The organism is Bacillus sp. AFS040349, from assembly GCF_002577655.1.
Taxonomy (GTDB): Bacteria; Bacillota; Bacilli; order Bacillales; family Bacillaceae; genus Metabacillus.
Window position 1 is genome coordinate 14,898 of record NZ_NUMC01000034.1, and the last position, 18,421, is coordinate 33,318.

General features: G+C 36.2%; 19 protein-coding genes and 1 riboswitch. Of the genes, 14 read left to right on the top strand and 5 right to left on the bottom strand.

All coding sequences use genetic code 11. The features are described 5' to 3' along the window. Positions 1-108: 108 nt before the first annotated feature. From COD11_RS08915 to COD11_RS08930, 4 genes are all read left to right on the top strand, one after another. Positions 109-1,293, top strand: a complete 1,185-nt coding sequence (locus tag COD11_RS08915; protein ID WP_098796415.1) for a D-alanyl-D-alanine carboxypeptidase family protein — start codon at positions 109-111, stop codon at positions 1,291-1,293. Positions 1,294-1,373: 80 nt separating this feature from the next. Then, positions 1,374-1,550 carry a twin-arginine translocase TatA/TatE family subunit gene (locus tag COD11_RS08920; RefSeq protein WP_098796455.1) on the top strand — a complete coding sequence of 59 codons (177 nt, stop codon included), beginning with the start codon at positions 1,374-1,376 and terminating at the stop codon, positions 1,548-1,550. A gap of 249 nt (positions 1,551-1,799) precedes the next feature. Next, a riboswitch (cyclic di-AMP (ydaO/yuaA leader) is annotated at positions 1,800-1,954 on the top strand. 137 nt (positions 1,955-2,091) lie between these two features. Then, the gene (locus tag COD11_RS08925; RefSeq protein ID WP_098796416.1) at positions 2,092-2,748 is read left to right on the top strand and encodes a potassium channel family protein; all 657 of its coding nucleotides are present in this window, start codon (positions 2,092-2,094) and stop codon (positions 2,746-2,748) included. Position 2,749: 1 nt separating this feature from the next. After that, positions 2,750-4,069 (top strand): TrkH family potassium uptake protein, encoded by a 1,320-nt coding sequence (locus COD11_RS08930; protein WP_098796417.1) that lies wholly within the window; start codon positions 2,750-2,752, stop codon positions 4,067-4,069. A gap of 47 nt (positions 4,070-4,116) precedes the next feature. On the opposite strand, the gene COD11_RS08935 is transcribed toward COD11_RS08930, so the two are convergent. Both COD11_RS08935 and COD11_RS08940 read right to left on the bottom strand, forming a co-directional pair. Further along, positions 4,117-4,842 (bottom strand): ZIP family metal transporter, encoded by a 726-nt coding sequence (locus COD11_RS08935; protein WP_098796418.1) that lies wholly within the window; start codon positions 4,840-4,842, stop codon positions 4,117-4,119. A gap of 99 nt (positions 4,843-4,941) precedes the next feature. Continuing rightward, positions 4,942-5,946: an ABC transporter substrate-binding protein gene (locus COD11_RS08940; protein ID WP_098796419.1), complete on the bottom strand. Its 1,005-nt coding sequence runs from the start codon at positions 5,944-5,946 to the stop codon at positions 4,942-4,944. A gap of 155 nt (positions 5,947-6,101) precedes the next feature. Between COD11_RS08940 and COD11_RS08945 the strand changes: the two genes are divergently transcribed. The 5 genes from COD11_RS08945 (at position 6,102) to COD11_RS08965 (ending at position 10,058) form a co-directional block, all read left to right on the top strand. Then, positions 6,102-7,103, top strand: a complete 1,002-nt coding sequence (locus tag COD11_RS08945; protein WP_098796420.1) for a FecCD family ABC transporter permease — start codon at positions 6,102-6,104, stop codon at positions 7,101-7,103. Continuing rightward, the gene (locus tag COD11_RS08950; protein WP_098796421.1) at positions 7,100-8,155 is read left to right on the top strand and encodes a FecCD family ABC transporter permease; all 1,056 of its coding nucleotides are present in this window, start codon (positions 7,100-7,102) and stop codon (positions 8,153-8,155) included. Before COD11_RS08945 ends, COD11_RS08950 begins: the two co-directional genes overlap by 4 nt. A 61-nt stretch (positions 8,156-8,216) precedes the next feature. Beyond that, positions 8,217-9,041 (top strand): ABC transporter ATP-binding protein, encoded by an 825-nt coding sequence (locus tag COD11_RS08955; protein ID WP_098796422.1) that lies wholly within the window; start codon positions 8,217-8,219, stop codon positions 9,039-9,041. Then, positions 9,034-9,789 carry an IucA/IucC family C-terminal-domain containing protein gene (locus COD11_RS08960; protein WP_098796423.1) on the top strand — a complete coding sequence of 252 codons (756 nt, stop codon included), beginning with the start codon at positions 9,034-9,036 and terminating at the stop codon, positions 9,787-9,789. The genes COD11_RS08955 and COD11_RS08960 overlap by 8 nt, the downstream gene beginning before the upstream one ends. Before the next feature lie 14 nt (positions 9,790-9,803). Continuing rightward, entirely contained in the window at positions 9,804-10,058 is a 255-nt protein-coding gene (locus COD11_RS08965; protein ID WP_098796424.1) for a YusU family protein, read from the top strand. A 43-nt stretch (positions 10,059-10,101) separates the two neighbouring features. Here the strand turns inward: COD11_RS08965 and COD11_RS08970 are convergent, their stop codons facing one another. Further along, entirely contained in the window at positions 10,102-10,431 is a 330-nt protein-coding gene (locus tag COD11_RS08970; protein ID WP_098796425.1) for a spore coat protein, read from the bottom strand. Between the two features lie 14 nt (positions 10,432-10,445). Next, positions 10,446-10,718, bottom strand: coding sequence for a hypothetical protein (locus COD11_RS08975; RefSeq protein WP_098796426.1), 273 nt, complete (start codon positions 10,716-10,718; stop codon positions 10,446-10,448). Positions 10,719-10,987: 269 nt separating this feature from the next. Between COD11_RS08975 and COD11_RS08980 the strand changes: the two genes are divergently transcribed. Continuing rightward, entirely contained in the window at positions 10,988-11,905 is a 918-nt protein-coding gene (locus COD11_RS08980) for a proline dehydrogenase family protein (protein ID WP_098796427.1), read from the top strand. 67 nt (positions 11,906-11,972) lie between these two features. Here COD11_RS08980 and COD11_RS08985 read toward each other — a convergent pair whose 3' ends face one another. Then, a complete protein-coding gene (locus COD11_RS08985) occupies positions 11,973-12,128 on the bottom strand; it encodes a YuzL family protein (protein ID WP_098796428.1) in 156 nt (51 codons plus the stop codon). 186 nt (positions 12,129-12,314) lie between these two features. Between COD11_RS08985 and COD11_RS08990 the strand changes: the two genes are divergently transcribed. From COD11_RS08990 to COD11_RS09005, 4 genes are all read left to right on the top strand, one after another. Beyond that, positions 12,315-14,699 (top strand): 3-hydroxyacyl-CoA dehydrogenase/enoyl-CoA hydratase family protein, encoded by a 2,385-nt coding sequence (locus COD11_RS08990; protein WP_098796429.1) that lies wholly within the window; start codon positions 12,315-12,317, stop codon positions 14,697-14,699. 26 nt (positions 14,700-14,725) lie between these two features. Further along, positions 14,726-15,901, top strand: a complete 1,176-nt coding sequence (locus COD11_RS08995) for an acetyl-CoA C-acetyltransferase (protein ID WP_098796430.1) — start codon at positions 14,726-14,728, stop codon at positions 15,899-15,901. Between the two features lie 99 nt (positions 15,902-16,000). Further along, positions 16,001-17,785, top strand: coding sequence for an acyl-CoA dehydrogenase family protein (locus COD11_RS09000; RefSeq protein ID WP_098796431.1), 1,785 nt, complete (start codon positions 16,001-16,003; stop codon positions 17,783-17,785). Between the two features lie 222 nt (positions 17,786-18,007). Next, complete coding sequence (locus COD11_RS09005; RefSeq protein ID WP_098796432.1) at positions 18,008-18,367, top strand: arsenate reductase family protein; 360 nt, start codon at positions 18,008-18,010, stop codon at positions 18,365-18,367. Positions 18,368-18,421: the final 54 nt, after the last annotated feature.

Genomic DNA, 18,421 nt, shown 5'->3' on the forward strand with positions numbered 1-18,421 from the left:
AAAGAGTCAATAATAAAGAATCAATTACTAAAACCTTACATTGCTCTCTTAATCTTTTACTTGTTATGCTAATATGGAATAGAACATAAATTTGATAGGAGTAACAACATGATAAAAAACAAAATAAAATCTGTTTTTTTCATTCTGTTAGTATGGACAATATTTATACCAAATAGTATTTCTGCTTTAGAAAATCAAGATTTACCACTTTATAGCGAATCAGTCATTCTACTAGATGCCCAGTCAGGTCAAACAATATATGAAAAAAATAGTCAGGTACAAGTGCCGCCTGCCAGCATTACAAAGATTGCGACAGCGATTTATGCAATTGAAAAAGGTCATTTAGAAGATATTGTGACAGTTAGTGAGAATGCCAGAAATGTGGATGGTACACGTGTTTATCTAGAGGTTGATGAGCAGGTCCCTTTAATAAAATTAATTCAAGGTCTGGTTATAAACTCTGGTAATGACGCAGGGGTGGCAATAGCTGAACATTTAAGTGGAACGATTGATGAGTTTATTATTGATTTTAATTCTTATTTAAAAGAGGAAATTGGCGTACAGCACACAATATTTAAAAATCCTCATGGACTTTATGATCCAGAACACATGACAACTGCTGAAGATATGGCAAAAATTACTCGATACGCAATGAAAAATGAAACGTTTATGGAGATATTTCAAACTAGTGAATTAGCCTGGGACGGTCAAACATGGGATACAACCATTGTAAACCATCATGAAATGGTTCGAGATAAAGAGTATGAAGGTATTTCTGGTGGCAAAAATGGATTTGTACAGGAATCAGGATTTACACTAGTAACAACTGCAAACCGTGAAAAAATTAGTTTAATAGCTGTTACATTAAATGCTATGTCAGACAATCAGGCATATGAAGATACAAAAACATTGCTTGATTATGGGTTCCAAAATTTTGAAACTGAATTGGTTATGGCAAATGAACATTTTAAAGATAACTTAGACAACAGATATGTTCTTAATCAAGATGAGTATATTACAAAACATATAGGAGAAATCGTTACAAAAGAAGTTAGTGCTGCTGGAGAACTTGAAATGAGCGGGGACAATGGTAGATCTATCAAAAAGATTACGCTTACAAAAATACAAAGTGAACAACCAAATAAAAAAATGGAAAGTAAAGTTGTCGTTGCAGACGAAGTAAAAGAGAAGGAAAGTGGAAATAAGCATCTGTTGCTTCTTGTTCCTTTTTCGTTATTTCTAGCTTTATTTTTATCAGTATTTTTCTATGTGCAAGTGAGAAAAACATCTTAAATCTATTTTGCTATCTCCGAAATAATGCATTATACTTTAAAAGATGTTTCTATCATTCTTTTAGAAAGAAGTGTTCAATGATGAACTTAGGCTTTGGAGAAATTTTTCTCATTATCTTTGTCGCACTATTATTATTTGGACCAAATAAATTACCTGCCCTTGGTAGAGCAGCCGGTAAAACATTAAGAGAATTTAAAAATGCAACAAAGGGTCTGATCGATGATGACGACTCTTCGGTTAAAAACAATAAAGAATAAAGCAAAAAGAGACAAACTATCTGGATTGTCTCTTTTTTTGTAGGTGCATGTATAAAAGTGAAATAAAAAGAGTGATTAAGTAAAATATATTTGTAAGCGGTTAAACGAGTTCTTTTATTCAAATTTCGTCTTTTAAAGAAAAATTTAATACTTTACGACCAAATACTTAGAGGAGTAAGATAACATTCATAATCGTTAAGTTTTTGCTTATGCTAGTTTTTATAGATTAAACATAAAAATAGAATAGAGTATCAATAATCGCTTAATCCTATAAGTAGGAGCGGGGGACCCATGAAAGATGTCAAATTTGACTTGGGGTGAATCAAACGTTTTTTGCGTTTGTAGGGCTAATCTCTTTTGCCCGAATCCGACAGCTAACCTCGTCAGCGTTGAAGGGATGAACATGTGCCTAAATACAGACACAGGGGTTCAATACCTTTGTGTTTTTTTTGTGCAATAATATTGATGGCAACAGGCATAACTAAACGATAACGGTAGCTAAGATAGCTTTTATACTTTTATATTGAAAGAAGGAATTTTGGTGAAAAAGCAGTTCGCTGTATTTGGTTTAGGACGTTTTGGTGGAAGCCTTGTGAAAGAGTTTCACGAGCTCGGAATTGAAGTGCTCGCAATTGACAAAAGTGAAGAAAAGGTTCAGCAATATGCTGCCTATGCAACACATGCCGTAAGAGCCAACGCGATAGATGAAACAATTCTAAAGCAGTTAGGTGTACGAAATGTGGATCATGCATTTGTATCATTTGGTGATGATATTGAAGCGAGTATACTGACCTCATTAATTTTAAAGGAATTAGGGATTCCACAGGTTTGGGCTAAAGCTCAGAATGACTACCACCAAAAGGTATTAGATAAAATTGGCGTGAATCGTGTTATACATCCTGAAAGAGATATGGCCAAACGAATTGCTCATCATATTATTTCTGAAAAAATGATCGATTATATTGAATTATCAAGAGAATACAGCATGGTAGAGGTCGTAGCTACAAAAAAATTGTGTAATAAAACACTTTTAGATCTGGATATACGTTCAAAGTATGGATGTAATATTGTCGGCATTCAAAGGGGAGAAGAAATTTTTGTATCACCTGGTGCTGATGAGAAAATTACGCTCGGTGATGTTTTGTTAATAATCGGTAAAAATAAAGATATTGTTGATTTCGAAGAGTATGGGATGTAATATGAAAAAATTTATTAAACTAAATCCATCGCAGCTGTTAATTGTTGTGTTTGTGGTGTCTATAACGGTAGGAACAATTTTACTAAAACTACCATTTTCAACACATGACCATATCAAATGGATTGATGCTCTGTTTATTGCAACGTCGGCCATGACAGTGACTGGATTAGCAACTGTTGACCCAGGGACAACTTTTACTACATTTGGTCAATTGATTATTGCCCTTTTAATACAAGTTGGTGGGCTCGGAATTATGTCATTTGCTGTATTAATTTTTATTATGCTTGGTAAAAAAATAGGGCTAAAAGAAAGACTGTTAATGCAGCATGCGTTGAATCAAACCTCTGTAGGTGGCATTATTAAGTTAGTTCAGTACTTATTTATTTTCTCTATCACTATTGAAATGATTGCAATGGTATTTTTAGCAATTCGCTGGGTACCACAATTTGGTTTAGCAAAGGGACTGTTTTATAGCTTCTTTCACTCCATATCAGCATTTAATAACGCCGGGTTCGCATTATGGTCTGATAATTTAATTCAGTATGTTGGAGATCCAATCATTAACATTGTTATTTCATTTTTATTTATTGTCGGCGGAATTGGCTTTACTGTCCTTGTTGATGTATGGAAGAAAAGATCGTACAAAAAATTATCATTACACACAAAATTAATGGTAACAGGGACATTGGTCTTAAACATTATCGCGATGTTTTTTATCTTTTGTGTAGAATACAGCAACCCGCAAACACTTGGTAGTTTATCGCTAGGTGACAAGCTTTGGGCATCGTATTTTCAGGCGGTTTCACCACGAACAGCTGGGTTTAACACGGTAGATATGGGAGGTTTAGATGAAACAACAATCTTTTTTATTATTATTTTAATGTTTATCGGAGCGGGCAGTGGATCAACAGGTGGTGGAATCAAGCTAACAACTGCATTAGTTATTGGGCTTGCAACGGTCACATTTCTTAGAGGGAAAAATGATATAGTTGTTTCAAAACGAACCATCCATTCATCGTTTATTTTAAAAGCACTTGCTATCACGATGATAAGTATTGTATTTGTCATTCTTGGAATACTTCTATTAAATATCACGGAGAAAGAAGCATCGTTTCTGGATATTATGTTTGAGGTTGTCTCAGCTTTTGGAACAGTTGGTCTCTCAACTGGATTAACTGGTATGTTAACGTTTGCTGGTAAACAAATTATTATTTTTATTATGTTTTTAGGGAAGATTGGTCCGCTAACGTTAATGTTCTCACTCGCGAGTCCATCGAAAGAAAAGATTCGTTATCCACAGGAGGATATTTTAACGGGATGATTAAAACCACTAGTCACTTGTGATTAGTGGTTTTTTCAATTCTTTTGCTACAAATGAGATAGAAACAGGGAACTTAATAAACCAAGAGATGCAATTAACCCCACAATGGCTCCACCTTCTTCAAAGGCCTCTGGCATCATAGTGGATGCTACCATCGCAAAAATCCCACCTGCTGCAAAAGCTGAAATAAATGAAATAATACTTGCTGATGCATTTTGAAGCAGTCCAAAACCTAATAATGAACTAACAGAAGAAAGAGAAACAACAATTAACCACATCGTGAGAATTGTCTTTTTGCTATAACCATCTTTTTTTAATCCAACTGTACTCGATAGTCCTTCTGGAAAATTACTAATAAAAACAGCGATAACCATCAAGTAACTAACTGTTCCTTGCTCGAGCAAACTAACACCAATAATCACAGATTCAGGAATAGCATCAATAATTGTTCCAATAAAAATCGTTATTCCAGAATGATTATCATTACTCTTCTTTGATCGTTTTCGTTCACTTCCTCCGCTTTTGGAAACAATGATTTCAGATAAAGTAAATACTAATGCACCGACTAGAAAACCAATAGATGTAGATTGTAAGCCGCCTTCATCAACAGCTTCAGTTAACAATTCAAAAGCAGCAGCTCCAATTAACACACCAGTCCCAAAAGACATAATCAACCCAGTAATTTTTTTAGGGAGATTTGTAAAGATACCTACTAATGCACCAAAAAAAATAGGTGATCCAGCAAACGCTCCCCAAAGTGCTGCTTGAAGCAAGTACCTCATCCTCTCTCACGTTATAATCTTTATTTTTCCCTATTAGTTTTAGAAAAAACAAAAAAAGCGACTAATATCGTCAGTCGCTTTATCTCTTTATTATTCAGCAAGCTTTGCTTCAATATCATCTAATAATAGGTTAGCTGCAAGAACTCCACCAGCTGTGTTCCAAATAGCATCGTCAACTTTGTAAGCTTTTTCTGCTTTTACAACTTCAAGGTTTTCCCAAAGAGGATCATTTGTCCAATCTTCTTCTGTTTTTGTTGCTTCTGTATCACCAGGTGGTGCATATGTAAAGTAGAATAAAATGTCTCCATCCATCTTTGGAATCACTTCCTTACCTACTTCACGAGCAAATAAATCTTCAGGATTATCAGAAAATACCTCCTCTAGTACAGCAGGGCGAGCAAAGCCTAACTTCTCTAAAATGACTCCTGAGAAAGAATCTTTATAGTAAATTCTAGTTTTACCTGCCATAAATCGAACAACAGATACTTCATGGTTTACTTTATCACCAGCAGTATCTTTTATTTCGGAAATACGAGCTTCAAAATCATCAATCACTTTTTGACCTTCATCTTCACGGTTTAATGCTTTAGCATATAATTTAAAATTGTCCTGCCATTCACCCTTTAAAGTTTCTGAGAAAACGGTAGGTGCAATAGCTTTTAATTGCTCATAGATTTTTTCTTGGCGAAGTTTGTTACCGATGATTAAATCTGGTTTAAGGGCAGCAATCGCTTCCACATTTACTTCACTTTCAGTTCCAACAACTTCAACATCTGTCATCTTATCAGTAATATGTTCATACCAAGGCTCACCTAACCAGGATTGTACGGCACCAACTGGTGTAACACCCATAGATAATAGTGCTTCTGTTCCTTCGTTTGTTAAAATAACAACCTTTTCAGGGGTACCGGTAATTTCAGTTGAACCCATTGCATGTTCCACTGTATATGTTTCTTCTGCAGGAGCATCATTAGATCCTTCTGCACCTTCAGTTTCTGTTGTTTTCTCATTGGTATTACCGCAGGCTGCGAGAATAAGGATGGTCATACTTAATAAAAATAATGATAACCAAGACTTACTTGATGTTACTGTCATGTTTGAACCTCCAATGTATTTGATAATCATTTTCATTTACAATGAGAATGATAAAAGGAATCAGGACAATTGTCAACATCTAATTGAAAACGATTTTCAAAATCATTATTATTTGATAAGATTGTTATGAAATAAAGTTATAAATAGGAGCAGCTATGTTATTGAAATCTTCTTATCAAAAATCGCTTGGCTTAATTTTAGGATTTATTTTACTTATTCTACTAATGTGTGGAAGTCTTGTTTTTGGCTATGCAGATACAAACTTAAAAACAGTATATGATGCATTTGCTAATTTTAACGGAAGTAATGAACATATTATTGTGTACGATGTTCGACTACCTCGAGCTTTAATAGGGGCAGTCGTCGGTGCGAGTCTTGCGCTTGCAGGAGCGATTATGCAAGCTTTAACAAAAAATCCTTTAGCTTCACCAAGTGTATTTGGAATAAATGCCGGTGCTGGATTTTTTATTGTTGTGGCAGTTTCAGTGTTTTATGTTAACTCATATCAGGCTTATATTTGGATTGCTTTTGCAGGTGCAGCCTTTTCAGCATTTATTGTATATTTTATCGGATCATTTGGTAGGGAAGGGCTAACTCCAATGAAGTTAACATTAGCAGGTGCAGCAATGGCAGCACTCTTTTCTTCTCTGACACAAGGGTTATTAGTAGTAAACGAAGCGGCCCTTGATCAAGTGTTATTTTGGTTAGCTGGTTCTATTCAAGGTAGAAAGCTGGAAGGATTGTATATGGTACTTCCTTATGTTTTACCTGCCATTATATTAAGTATGATTCTTTCACAAAAAATCAATGTGTTAACAATGGGGGAAGATGTTGCAAAAGGGTTAGGACAGCGAACAGGAGTCGTAAAACTTACAGGGGCATTACTAGTTATTGTTTTAGGTGGGGGAGCTGTTGCTGTTGCTGGACCAATTGCTTTTATCGGAATTGTTATTCCTCACTTCGCCCGATTTTTAGTTGGTAATGATTATCGCTGGATTCTCCCTTTTAGTACCTTTTTAGGAGGATCACTCCTTGTATTTGCAGATATTCTTGCAAGATATATTGTTATGCCTGAAGAGGTGCCAGTAGGAGTTATGACAGCGTTTATCGGAACTCCCTTTTTTATTTATATTGCACGTAGGGGGTTCGGAAAGTGAAAAAATATTATAAATTAAGGTTAGGAGCAGGCTTTCTCTCCTTTTTAATAGATAAAAGGGCATTTTTTATATCGTGTATTTTGTTAGGTATTACATGTTTAATTTTTATGTTAAGTACAGGCATTGGAGAGGTTTTTATTACCCCTATCAATGTTTTGAAAACCTTGTTTGGATTCGGTACAGAGATGGATGAACTATTTATTTATTCATTTCGATTGCCTCGTATTATTATTGCTTTATTAGTTGGAATAAGCTTAGCAGTAGCAGGTGCGATACTACAGGGTTTAATACGTAATCCATTAGCATCACCAGATATTATTGGAATAACAGGTGGAGGAGCAGTTGGTGTTGTTTGCTTCCTGATGCTTTTTAGCGATAGAAACAACTCATTGATTGTAAGTGTTAAGTGGATGCCTGTTGCAGCCTTTATTGGGGCAACCATCGTAGGCATACTTGTTTACTTCCTTTCTTGGAAGAATGGATCTTCTTCTGTACGACTCGTTCTTATTGGGATCGGGCTATCCATGCTAGCACAGTCTTTAACTACACTTTTTATGGTGAAGGGCCCAATATATCAAGCATCACAAGCAAATGTATGGATTACAGGGACAGTGTATGGTGCAACATGGGAACAGGTTCGCATATTACTTCCTGTTGTTCTTATCTTATTAATAATTAGCTTGATTTCAGTTCGAAATGTGAACATTCAAGAGCTCGGTGATGAACTGGCGACAGGTGTGGGAAGCTTGGTACAAAGGAACCGATTTTTTCTTTTATTACTGGGGACTGCCTTAACAGGGGCATCGGTAGCCTTTGCAGGTGTAATAGGGTTTGTTGGCTTAATGGCTCCTCATATGGCAAGGAGAATGGTAGGCTCTTCCTTTGGCGCTTTATTGCCTGTCTCTGCATTGCTTGGTGCAATACTTGTTATGTTAGCAGATTTAATTGGAAGAACGTTATTTTCTCCTTTAGAGGTTCCAGCAGGTGTGTTTACTGCAGCAATCGGTGCACCATATTTTATTTACTTACTATATAAAACAAGAAACTCATAAGCGTAAGATTTCTGGCTAAAGCCATGTGAAAAAAAACTAGATTTGCCATACAAAAGGAGCGATTTATATGGATGCAATTGAAACAAATGCGCTCACTCTTTCTTATGGAGATACAATTATCATTAATGAGTTAGATGTGAAAATTCCCAAAGGTGAAATTACGGTATTTATTGGTAGTAACGGTTGTGGGAAATCAACGTTACTGCGTTCTATTGCAAGGCTGCTAAAACCAAGAAACGGTTCAGTTTTACTTGAGGGTAATTCTATTGCAAAACTTCCTACAAAAGAGGTAGCAAAACAATTGGCAATCCTTCCGCAAGGTCCAATTGCACCTGAAGGATTAACCGTACTGCAGCTTGTAAAACAAGGTAGATATCCACATCAAAGCTGGTTAAAGCAATGGTCGAAGGAGGATGAAGACGCTGTTTCAAATGCCTTAAAAGCAACAGGGTTAGAGGATTTAGCGGAAAGACCAGTCGATTCTTTATCCGGTGGGCAACGACAACGTGCATGGATTGCCATGACTCTTGCGCAACAAACAGATATTATTCTGCTAGATGAACCTACAACCTATTTAGATATGACACATCAGATCGAAATATTAGATCTTTTATTTGAATTAAATGAACGTGAAAATCGTACGATTGTTATGGTTCTTCATGACTTAAATTTAGCTTGTCGCTATGCCCATAATCTTGTAGCGTTAAAGGATAAAAAAGTTTATGCACAAGGAAAGCCTGAAGAAGTAATTACCTGCAGTTTAGTACAAAATGTATTTCAAATGAATTGTGAAGTTACAGTAGATCCTATTTTTGGAACACCTCTTTGCATACCTCATGGAAGAGGAAGATGTATTATAAAAGAAGTTGGGGTATTAAATGGCTGAATTAACAAAAGAAGAACTAGAATCATTAACGAAATACCGACTTATACTAGAGAGAAAAACAAATGGTTCAATCATTGAGGGTATTGAATTACTTCAACAAAAACAACTAGCAGCTCTTTATGATGAGATACTACAAAACAAGCTTAATACAAATAAACACTCTGTCATCGGGTCTATGTTAGTAAAAAGATATGCCTTTTTGGCAGCACTTGTATTATATTGCATGACCAGCTACGATAAAGGAATAAACAGTAGCATTAACAACCTGTCACTTCAAACAGATGATGATGATCCAATTTGGTTACCAAGCTTTTACTTTAATGACTTGGTCGTAACAACTCCAGATCCTGATCGAGACAGTTGGAGGGAAACTGTTATCACAGCCTTATTCAAAGAAAATATTACGATGATTCTTTCTAACGTATCCAAAGCTTCGAAAGTGTCAAAGTCCATACTTTGGGAAAATATTGCGATCTACATTTTCTGGATGTACGAATCTTTACTCGAGGATGAAGGTATCTCAGATGAAATGAAGTCAAAGGTAAAGGAAGACTTTTCATATGTCATATTACATGCGCCTGCTGAAGCTTTTGGTCTAACAAATAAAAATCCTCTAACAATGTATTTTCATGAAAAGAAAAACAATGTGAGAAAACGTTCCACCTGTTGTTTATTTTACTTTACTTCAAAAAACGGAGATCGCTGTCAAACATGTCCAATTGAATGTAAACAACCAATGACTCAGTGAGGAGGTGACGTTCAATGGAGCAACAATTAAAAGATCAGTTTGAAGGGCTGCTTGAAAAATATACAGAATTATTATTAGGTGAATCATCTGATGAATTAAAAGAAAAAGTAAAGATGTGGGCATTGTACACCCATATTTCCAAGTCAATGCCACCGCTAGCTAAACATTGGAACTCGACCTATCCAGAAGCTAAAGAAGATTTAAAAAGTATTATTGGAGAAATCAAGGACCTAAATGAACAGTTTCGTCAAATAAAAAAGAAGGATTAAAAGCTCATCTTCTCCTATGAAGTGAGCTTTTTTCTTTTGTAGATTATTGAGTATTTCCATATGGAGATTGCTGCTGAATGGTTGTTGAAAACTTTTGATATGCTTGTTGAAGTTTCTGTGTATCAGCGGCTTCTAGGGAATACCATCCATTTTTAAACATTAGATTATAGAGGTCTCTTTGAGCCTGCTGTGTTTCATTAAATATTGTAGAAAGATCCTGGTATAGTGCTTGATGACTTGCTTCGTTAAGTGCAGTTGAATAAGAAGAAGTTAAATATTTTTCGGTTGATAATAAATCATTTGCAAAATCACGATCGTTCATCATAGGTCCTTCCTGCACTTGTGTTTCTGCATTGCTAATTTTACGATCCATACTTACCTGACCTCCTACTGAAGTTGAGCACCTGATGAAGGCTGCTGAGATTGTAAATGTGATAAGATTTTTTGATAATGCTGATTGTGCATTTGACCAACTTGTTCGAATTGATTTTTAACTTCTTGATTTTGACATTGAGATGCAAAAAAGTGGGCTTTTTTCATAGCTAAAAGATTCCACGAAAGCATATCTGTTAGGTAGAGCTGGTCTTTGGATGTGATTACATTAGGTGGCTGCATCATCATTGATTGCTGTTGCTGCTGTTGCATATTTTGCTGCTGCATCAATAACCCTCCTTACAATTTCATACCCTTTTATCGTTCCACTCCAATAGTGTATTATGCAATCGGAAAAGAGATCCTTAACCGATTTTAACTTCAAAACATATACTATTGATAAGAGGAATACAGATCTGATAAGACATAAATCAATATGTCATTTTGCAAATAACATGTATTCCACTAAATCTTATATAATGAATGCGGTTACATTTAGCTAATTGACTAAAAAATGGACTTAATATGGAATAAGAACGCAAAAGGAGGGTTTTCAAGTGGAACAATTATTACGAAACTCTTTTATGTTTTTATCCAAGAATAAGACGTTGACTAAACTTGCAAAAAAATATGGACTAAGATTTGGAGCAGGAAGATTCGTAGCTGGTGACACAATTGATTTGGCAAAAGGTGTCATTCAAGATCTTAATCATAAAGGGCTTGATGTGACATTAGATTACCTTGGTGAATTTATTGAGGATGAGCAGGAAGCAAGAGAAACAGCTGATCATTGTATTAAAGCAATTGAAGCTATAGGAACCAGTCAGCTGAAATCACAAATTTCAATTAAACTTACTTCTATGGGTTTAGATATATCTGATGAAGTAGTTTTAAAGAATATGCGTCGTATTTTAACAGCAGCGGAAAAGTATAATGTATTTGTAACAATTGATATGGAAGATTTTTCGAGATGTGAGAAAACGCTAGAAATTTTTAAGACGTTGAAAAAGGAATTCAAACATGTAGGGACAGTTGTTCAAGCATATTTATACCGTACTGTTCAGGATGTTGAGGAATTAGGTCGCTATGCAGCAAACCTAAGGCTTGTGAAGGGTGCTTACAAGGAATCACCGGATGTTGCTTTTCCTGAAAAAAAGGATGTTGATGAAAACTTTAAAAAAATTATTAAAATGCATCTACTTAATGGACATTACACAGCAGTAGCAACTCATGATGATACTATGATTGACTATACAAAAGAGCTTGTAGATCAACACAAGATACCAAAGGATCAATTTGAGTTTCAAATGCTGTATGGTATTAGACCTGAAAAGCAATTAGATCTAGTGAAAGAAGGATATCGAATGCGTGTCTATGTACCGTTTGGGACAGATTGGTATGGATATTTTATGAGAAGAATGGCAGAAAGGCCTGCTAATGTAGCGTTTGTTTTGAAGGGGATTTTTAAACGCTAAGCGAAATAGCCACTGGAAAACTAAGAAGGGGCCTGCAACCTATGTCAGACCCCTTAGACTTACACTTTTACATATTGTCACTGCCCATATTATGCTGTTTGTATTGTTGATTTTGACTAGTGCGCTTACCGCCACCGGCCTTTTCGTTATTAGGACCAGCATTCCCTTTTACACTTGCAGCACTAACACCTGCTTTTGATGGAGATTTTTTTAAACGTGCCATGAAGTATCACCCCCTGCTAAATTAGGTTTTCCTAAGATGAATTTTATTATTTAGTAAAAAATATGATAAATCTATTGAACAAATTTTTAAAATCTTTTATATTATTATTAAAGGAGCTCATTCGTAAGGTTCATTTTTTTTGGGAGAAAAATGAATGAGTATTCATTCAAATAAGGGGGAAATGTAATGGTCCAGCGAATTAAGAGAGCTGCTGTGTTAGGTTCAGGAGTGATGGGCTCAGGAATTGCAGCACACTTAGCAAATATCGGCATCCCTGTCTTACTATTAGATATCGTGCCTCGTGAGGTAAATGACGATGAGGTAAAAAAAGGTTTAACATTACAAGATAAAGCTGTACGTAATCGTATCGCATCCACAGCTGTTCAAAAACTTTTAAAACAAAAGCCGGCACCACTTACGGTGAAGAGCAACCTCGAACTCATTAAGGTCGGTAACTTTGAGGATGATATGAATCAATTGTCAGAGGCTGATTGGATTATTGAAGTTGTTGTTGAAAATTTAGCTGTCAAACAACAAGTGTTTGCGCAGGTTGATGAACATAGAAAACAAGGAAGTATTATTAGTTCAAATACATCAGGTATTTCAGTAGAAGCAATGGCTGAAGGTCGTTCAGATGACTTTAGAAAGCATTTTTTAGGCACCCATTTCTTTAACCCACCGAGATATTTAAAGCTATTGGAAATCATTCCAACAAAAGATACTGACAAGGCTGTTTTATCGTTTATGAAAACATTTGGTGAAGATGTGTTAGGAAAAGGTGTTGTAGAAGCAAAGGACACGCCTAACTTTATTGCAAACCGAATTGGAACATATGGCTTACTAGTAACAGTCCAAGAAATGTTAAAAGGCGGTTATAGTGTCGGTGAGGTTGATTCTATTACCGGACCAATTATCGGTAGACCAAAAAGTGCTACTTTCCGAACACTTGATGTAGTAGGTTTGGACACATTTGCACACGTGGCGAAAAATGTACATGAGCAAGTGGATGGACAAGAAAAAGCAGTATTTGAACTTCCCGGCTTTTTAGAAAAAATGCTTGATAATAAATGGCTTGGCAGTAAAAGCGGTCAAGGATTTTATAAAAAAGAAGGAAAAACAATTCTAGAATTAAACCCTGAAACATTTGAATATGAAGAGAAAAAGAGATTGCAGGCAGCATCTGTAGAACTTGCAAAGCAGGCTAAAGGCTTACCAAATAAATTGAAAGCGCTTATTTATAGCGATGATCGAGCGGGTGCATTGTTAAGAAGCATCACCGTACCAACACTAGTTTATTCTGCCCAGCTACTAGGTGAAATTGCTGATGATATTGTCGCAATTGACCAAGCAATGAAATGGGGATTTGGCTGGGAGGCTGGTCCGTTTGAGCTGTGGGATGCAATTGGTGTAGAAAAATCAGTTGAATTAATGGAGCAGCAAGGTGTTCAAGTACCAAGTTGGGTAAAAGAAATGCTTGGAAAGGGCTTTGGAACATTCTACAGAGAAGAGAATGGGGTTCTTTTCTTCTATAACAATGGTGAGTATCGACAAGTAAGACAAAACCCTAAAGTGATTAATTTAAAGACACATAAACAAATAAATGGTGTTATTAAGAAAAATAGTGGTGCAAGCTTTATTGATTTAGGTAATGATGTTGCGTTGCTTGAGTTTCACTCACAAAGCAATGCAATTGGGTTAGATATTATCCAAATGATTAATTTTGCAGTTGATGAAGTTGAAAAGAACTACAAAGGACTTGTTATTGGAAATCAAGGTAAAAACTTCTGTGTTGGAGCAAATTTAGGAATGATTCTAATGGAAGCACAGGATGATAATATTTTTGAAATCGAAATGGTTGTTCATCAATTTCAACAGGCAATGATGAAGATAAAATATAGCAAAAAACCAGTGGTTGCTGCACCGTTTGGGATGACATTAGGTGGTGGAGCGGAGATATGCTTACCGGCAAGTAGCATTCAAGCATCAAGTGAAACATATATGGGATTAGTAGAAGTTGGGGTAGGACTGATTCCAGGCGGTGGCGGAAACAAAGAGCTTTATATAAAGCAATTAAGCAACATGCCTAAGGGAGCAGACTTTGATTTACAATCAGTTGCTAACAAAGTCTTTGAAACAATTGCCATGGCAAAAGTATCGACTTCTGCAGCAGAGGCAAGAAAAAATCAGTTCCTAAACAATCGTGACAACATCAGTGTGAATAGTGATCACTTATTATACGATGCAAAACAAAGAGTCATTGAGCTTTACGATAACGGATATCAACCACCTGTCCGCAACAAAGTACCTGTAGTGGGAGAAACGGGCTATGCGACTCTTTTACTCGGTGCCCAATCCATGCATCTTTCCGGATATATTTCAGATCATGATTTAAAAATCGCAAAGAAACTTGCCTATGTTATCGCAGGAGGTAAGGTTCCATTCGGTACAGAAGTAGATGAGCAATATTTGCTGGATTTAGAAAAACAAGCATTTTTAAGCTTAGTAGCTGAAGGGAAGTCACAGCAACGTATGCAGCATATGCTTTTAAAAGGCAAACCACTTAGAAACTAATACTGTAAGAAAGGGAGGTTAGTAGAATGAGAGAAGCAGTTATTGTGGCAGGTGCCAGAACACCTGTAGGAAGAGCGAAAAAAGGTACGTTAGCAAACATGCGACCTGATGATTTGGGAGCATTAGCTGTAAAGGAAACATTAAAAAGAGCAGGGGATTATGACGGGAATATTGATGATCTCATTATAGGCTGTGCAATGCCCGAAGCAGAGCAGGGATTAAATATGGCAAGAAACATTGGGGCTTTAGCCGGTCTCCCTTATACAGTTCCTGCGATCACAATAAATCGCTATTGCTCGTCCGGGTTACAAAGTATCGCCTATGGGGCTGAAAAAATTATGCTAGGTCATTCAGAAACAACCATTGCAGGTGGAGCTGAATCTATGAGCCTTGTTCCAATGATGGGGCATGTTGTCAGGCCAAATGCAAAGCTAGCTGAAGAAGCTCCAGAATATTATATGGGCATGGGACACACTGCTGAAGCTGTTGCCAAAAAATATGGTATCACACGTGAAGAGCAGGACGCTTTTGCAGTAAGAAGTCATCAAAGAGCAGCAAATGCAATTAAAGAAGGAAAGTTTGACGATGAAATTGTTCCTGTGGATGTACCAGTTCGAACAGTTGGACCTGATCATAAATTACATGAAAAGGTTGTTACATTCAATCAGGATGAAGGTGTTCGAGCGAATACAACTTCAGAAGTACTTGCTACATTAAAGCCGGCATTTTCTGTAAAAGGATCTGTAACAGCAGGTAACTCTTCACAAACAAGTGACGGAGCTGCAGCTGTTATGCTGATGGATCGGGAAAAAGCTCAATCTCTTGGCTACCAACCATTGGTGAAGTTTAGGTCATTTGCTGTTGCCGGAGTTCCTCCTGAAATTATGGGAATTGGTCCAGTTGCTGCTGTACCTTTAGCTTTAAAATACGCAGGCTTGGAGCTTTCAGATATTGGCTTATTTGAATTAAATGAAGCATTTGCTTCTCAATCCATTCAAGTTATTAGAGAGCTAGGACTTGACGAAGATAAAGTGAATGTAAACGGTGGAGCAATTGCACTTGGTCATCCACTTGGATGTTCTGGTGCAAAGTTAACTCTTTCATTAATCCATGAAATGAAAAGAAGAAATGAACAATTTGGTGTCGTAACAATGTGTATTGGTGGCGGAATGGGTGCTGCAGGGGTATTTGAATTATTGTAAGTATTAACGACAACAGATGAGCAATCGAAAAAAACGATTGTTTCAAGTTCTACTTTCTAAATAGCAGTTATTCAAATAAATGTTAATGGGGGAATTTTCATGTCAAAAGCAACAGATGCAGTGATTAAAGGTGGAAGCTTTTTAATTGAAGATGTTTCATATGATCGAGTTTTTACTCCTGAGGATTTTACAGATGAACACAAAATGATTGCAAAAACAACGGAGGATTTTGCGGTTAATGAAGTGCTTCCACATCTTGAAGATATTGAAAATCATGAATTTGATAAATCTATTAAGCTTTTAAAGCAAGCGGGGGAACTTGGTTTATTAGGGGCAGATGTACCTGAGGAGTATGGCGGATTTGGATTAGATAAAATCAGCTCTGCTTTAATTACTGAAAAGATTTCAAGAGCTGGAAGTTTCTCTTTATCTTTTGGTGCTCACGTAGGAATTGGTTCATTACCAATCGTGTTATTTGGTAATGAAGAACAAAAGAAAAAGTACTTACCAGGGCTTGCTTCTGGTGAAACACTTGCAGCTTATGCATTAACAGAGCCAAGCTCAGGGTCAGACGCACTTGGTGCTAAAACAACAGCTAGACTTAATGCAGAAGGCACTCACTATGTGTTAAACGGTGAAAAACAATGGATCACAAACTCCGGTTTTGCAGATGTTATTGTTGTTTATGCAAAGGTAGATGGTGAACATTTCTCAGCATTCATTGTAGAGAGAGATTTTCCAGGTGTTTCAACAGGTCCTGAAGAAAAGAAAATGGGAATAAAAGGATCTTCAACAAGAACAGTTATCCTAGAAGATGCTCTAGTGCCAAAAGAGAACTTATTAGGTGAGTTAGGTAAAGGACATGTGATTGCCTTTAATATCTTGAACATTGGTCGTTATAAGCTAGCAGTTGGAACAATTGGTGGAGCAAAGCGCTTAATAGATGTAGCTGTTCAATATGCGAACCAGCGTCAACAGTTCAAAACACCAATTTCAAGCTTCTCTCTTATTCAGGAAAAACTTGCAAATATGGCAGCGAAAACATATGCGATGGAAAGTTCAGTTTATCGCACCGTTGGTCTATTCGAAGACCGTATGAGTAGGTTAACTGATGAGGAAATTAAAAACGGAAAAAAAGTCGCAGAATCAATTGCTGAGTATGCTATTGAATGTTCATTAAATAAAGTATTTGGTTCTGAAACACTAGACTATGTCGTAGATGAGGCTGTTCAAATTCACGGTGGTTATGGATTCATGGCAGAATATGAAGTTGAGCGTGTTTATCGCGATTCTCGTATTAACCGTATTTTTGAAGGAACAAATGAGATCAACCGTCTACTAGTACCAGGAACCTATTTACGAAAAGCTATGAAAGGTGAACTACCTTTATTCCAAAAAGCGCAAAGTTTACAAGAAGAGCTGATGATGCTTATGCCTGAAGAGGTCGGAGAAGGGACACTAGAACAAGAAAAGTACTTATTAAAAAATGCAAAGAAAATCGGCATTTTAATTGCTGGTTTAGCAGCACAAAAGTACGGAAAAGAATTACAAAAAGAGCAAGAGGTTCTTGTAAATATTGCTGATATTGTAAGCAATGTATATGCGATGGAGTCAGCGATTTTACGTACTGAAAAAGCAATTGCTAAGAACGGTGAAGAGAAAAACAAACAAAAGCTTCTTTATACACAAGTATATTGCCAAGAAGCCTTCAATGAAATTGAAGCACATGCAAAAGAATCATTAATTGCGGTTGAGTCAGGTGATTCTCTACGAATGATGATGTCAGCATTACGTAAATTTACACGTCACACTCCAATTAATGTAATTGGCAAGAAAAGAGAGATTGCAGCAGCAATTATCGATAAAAATGCATATCTAGCTTAATTTTCAGGAGGCAATGATATCATTGCCTCCTTCAACCTGTTTTCAATCAATAAAGAGCAATGTTCAGTGCCTTCTAATTCTCAACCAAATAAGATAAAAGTTAAATTTGAGCCTTGAAATTTAATTATTTCTAATTAGGCGGGAATGATGATATATGATAAGATAGAGAAAAATATTCCTTAATTGGAAAGTTTGATTATTAGGAGCAAAGAGGTGAAAAACTTGGCACTGAATTTTTACTGGTATCCTAAATGTGGGACGTGTCGTAAAGCTAAAAAATGGCTTGAAGATCATAATGTAGAATTTAATGAAATACATATCGTTGAAAACCCACCAAATAAAGAAGAGCTAGAAAGCATTTACAAAAAAAGTGGACTAGAGCTTAAAAAATTCTTTAATACAAGTGGACAAAAATATCGTGAACTTGGGCTTAAAGATAAACTTGCATCAATGTCAGAGGATGAAATGCTTCAACTCTTAGCAAGTGAAGGAATGCTTATTAAACGTCCTCTTACAGTTGGTAATGAACATGCTACAGTTGGCTTTAAAGAAGAGCAATTTGGCGAAACTTGGAATAAATAGAAGTTAGTTATTGCATAGTTAACGGAAAACTGTTAAAACAAAGATGATTAAGCT

Excerpts from the sequence above, each read along its gene's own strand:
- COD11_RS08915 (WP_098796415.1), top strand. The coding sequence starts at position 109 with ATGATAAAAAACAAAATAAAATCTGTTTTTTTCATTCTGTTAGTATGG.
- COD11_RS08920 (WP_098796455.1), top strand. The coding sequence starts at position 1,374 with ATGAACTTAGGCTTTGGAGAAATTTTTCTCATTATCTTTGTCGCACTA.
- COD11_RS08930 (WP_098796417.1), top strand. The coding sequence starts at position 2,750 with ATGAAAAAATTTATTAAACTAAATCCATCGCAGCTGTTAATTGTTGTG.
- COD11_RS08940 (WP_098796419.1), bottom strand. The coding sequence starts at position 5,946 with ATGACAGTAACATCAAGTAAGTCTTGGTTATCATTATTTTTATTAAGT.
- COD11_RS08945 (WP_098796420.1), top strand. The coding sequence starts at position 6,102 with ATGTTATTGAAATCTTCTTATCAAAAATCGCTTGGCTTAATTTTAGGA.
- COD11_RS08960 (WP_098796423.1), top strand. The coding sequence starts at position 9,034 with ATGGCTGAATTAACAAAAGAAGAACTAGAATCATTAACGAAATACCGA.
- COD11_RS08965 (WP_098796424.1), top strand. The coding sequence starts at position 9,804 with ATGGAGCAACAATTAAAAGATCAGTTTGAAGGGCTGCTTGAAAAATAT.
- COD11_RS08970 (WP_098796425.1), bottom strand. The coding sequence starts at position 10,431 with ATGGATCGTAAAATTAGCAATGCAGAAACACAAGTGCAGGAAGGACCT.
- COD11_RS08975 (WP_098796426.1), bottom strand. The coding sequence starts at position 10,718 with ATGCAGCAGCAAAATATGCAACAGCAGCAACAGCAATCAATGATGATG.
- COD11_RS08985 (WP_098796428.1), bottom strand. The coding sequence starts at position 12,128 with ATGGCACGTTTAAAAAAATCTCCATCAAAAGCAGGTGTTAGTGCTGCA.
- COD11_RS08990 (WP_098796429.1), top strand. The coding sequence starts at position 12,315 with ATGGTCCAGCGAATTAAGAGAGCTGCTGTGTTAGGTTCAGGAGTGATG.
- COD11_RS08995 (WP_098796430.1), top strand. The coding sequence starts at position 14,726 with ATGAGAGAAGCAGTTATTGTGGCAGGTGCCAGAACACCTGTAGGAAGA.
- COD11_RS09000 (WP_098796431.1), top strand. The coding sequence starts at position 16,001 with ATGTCAAAAGCAACAGATGCAGTGATTAAAGGTGGAAGCTTTTTAATT.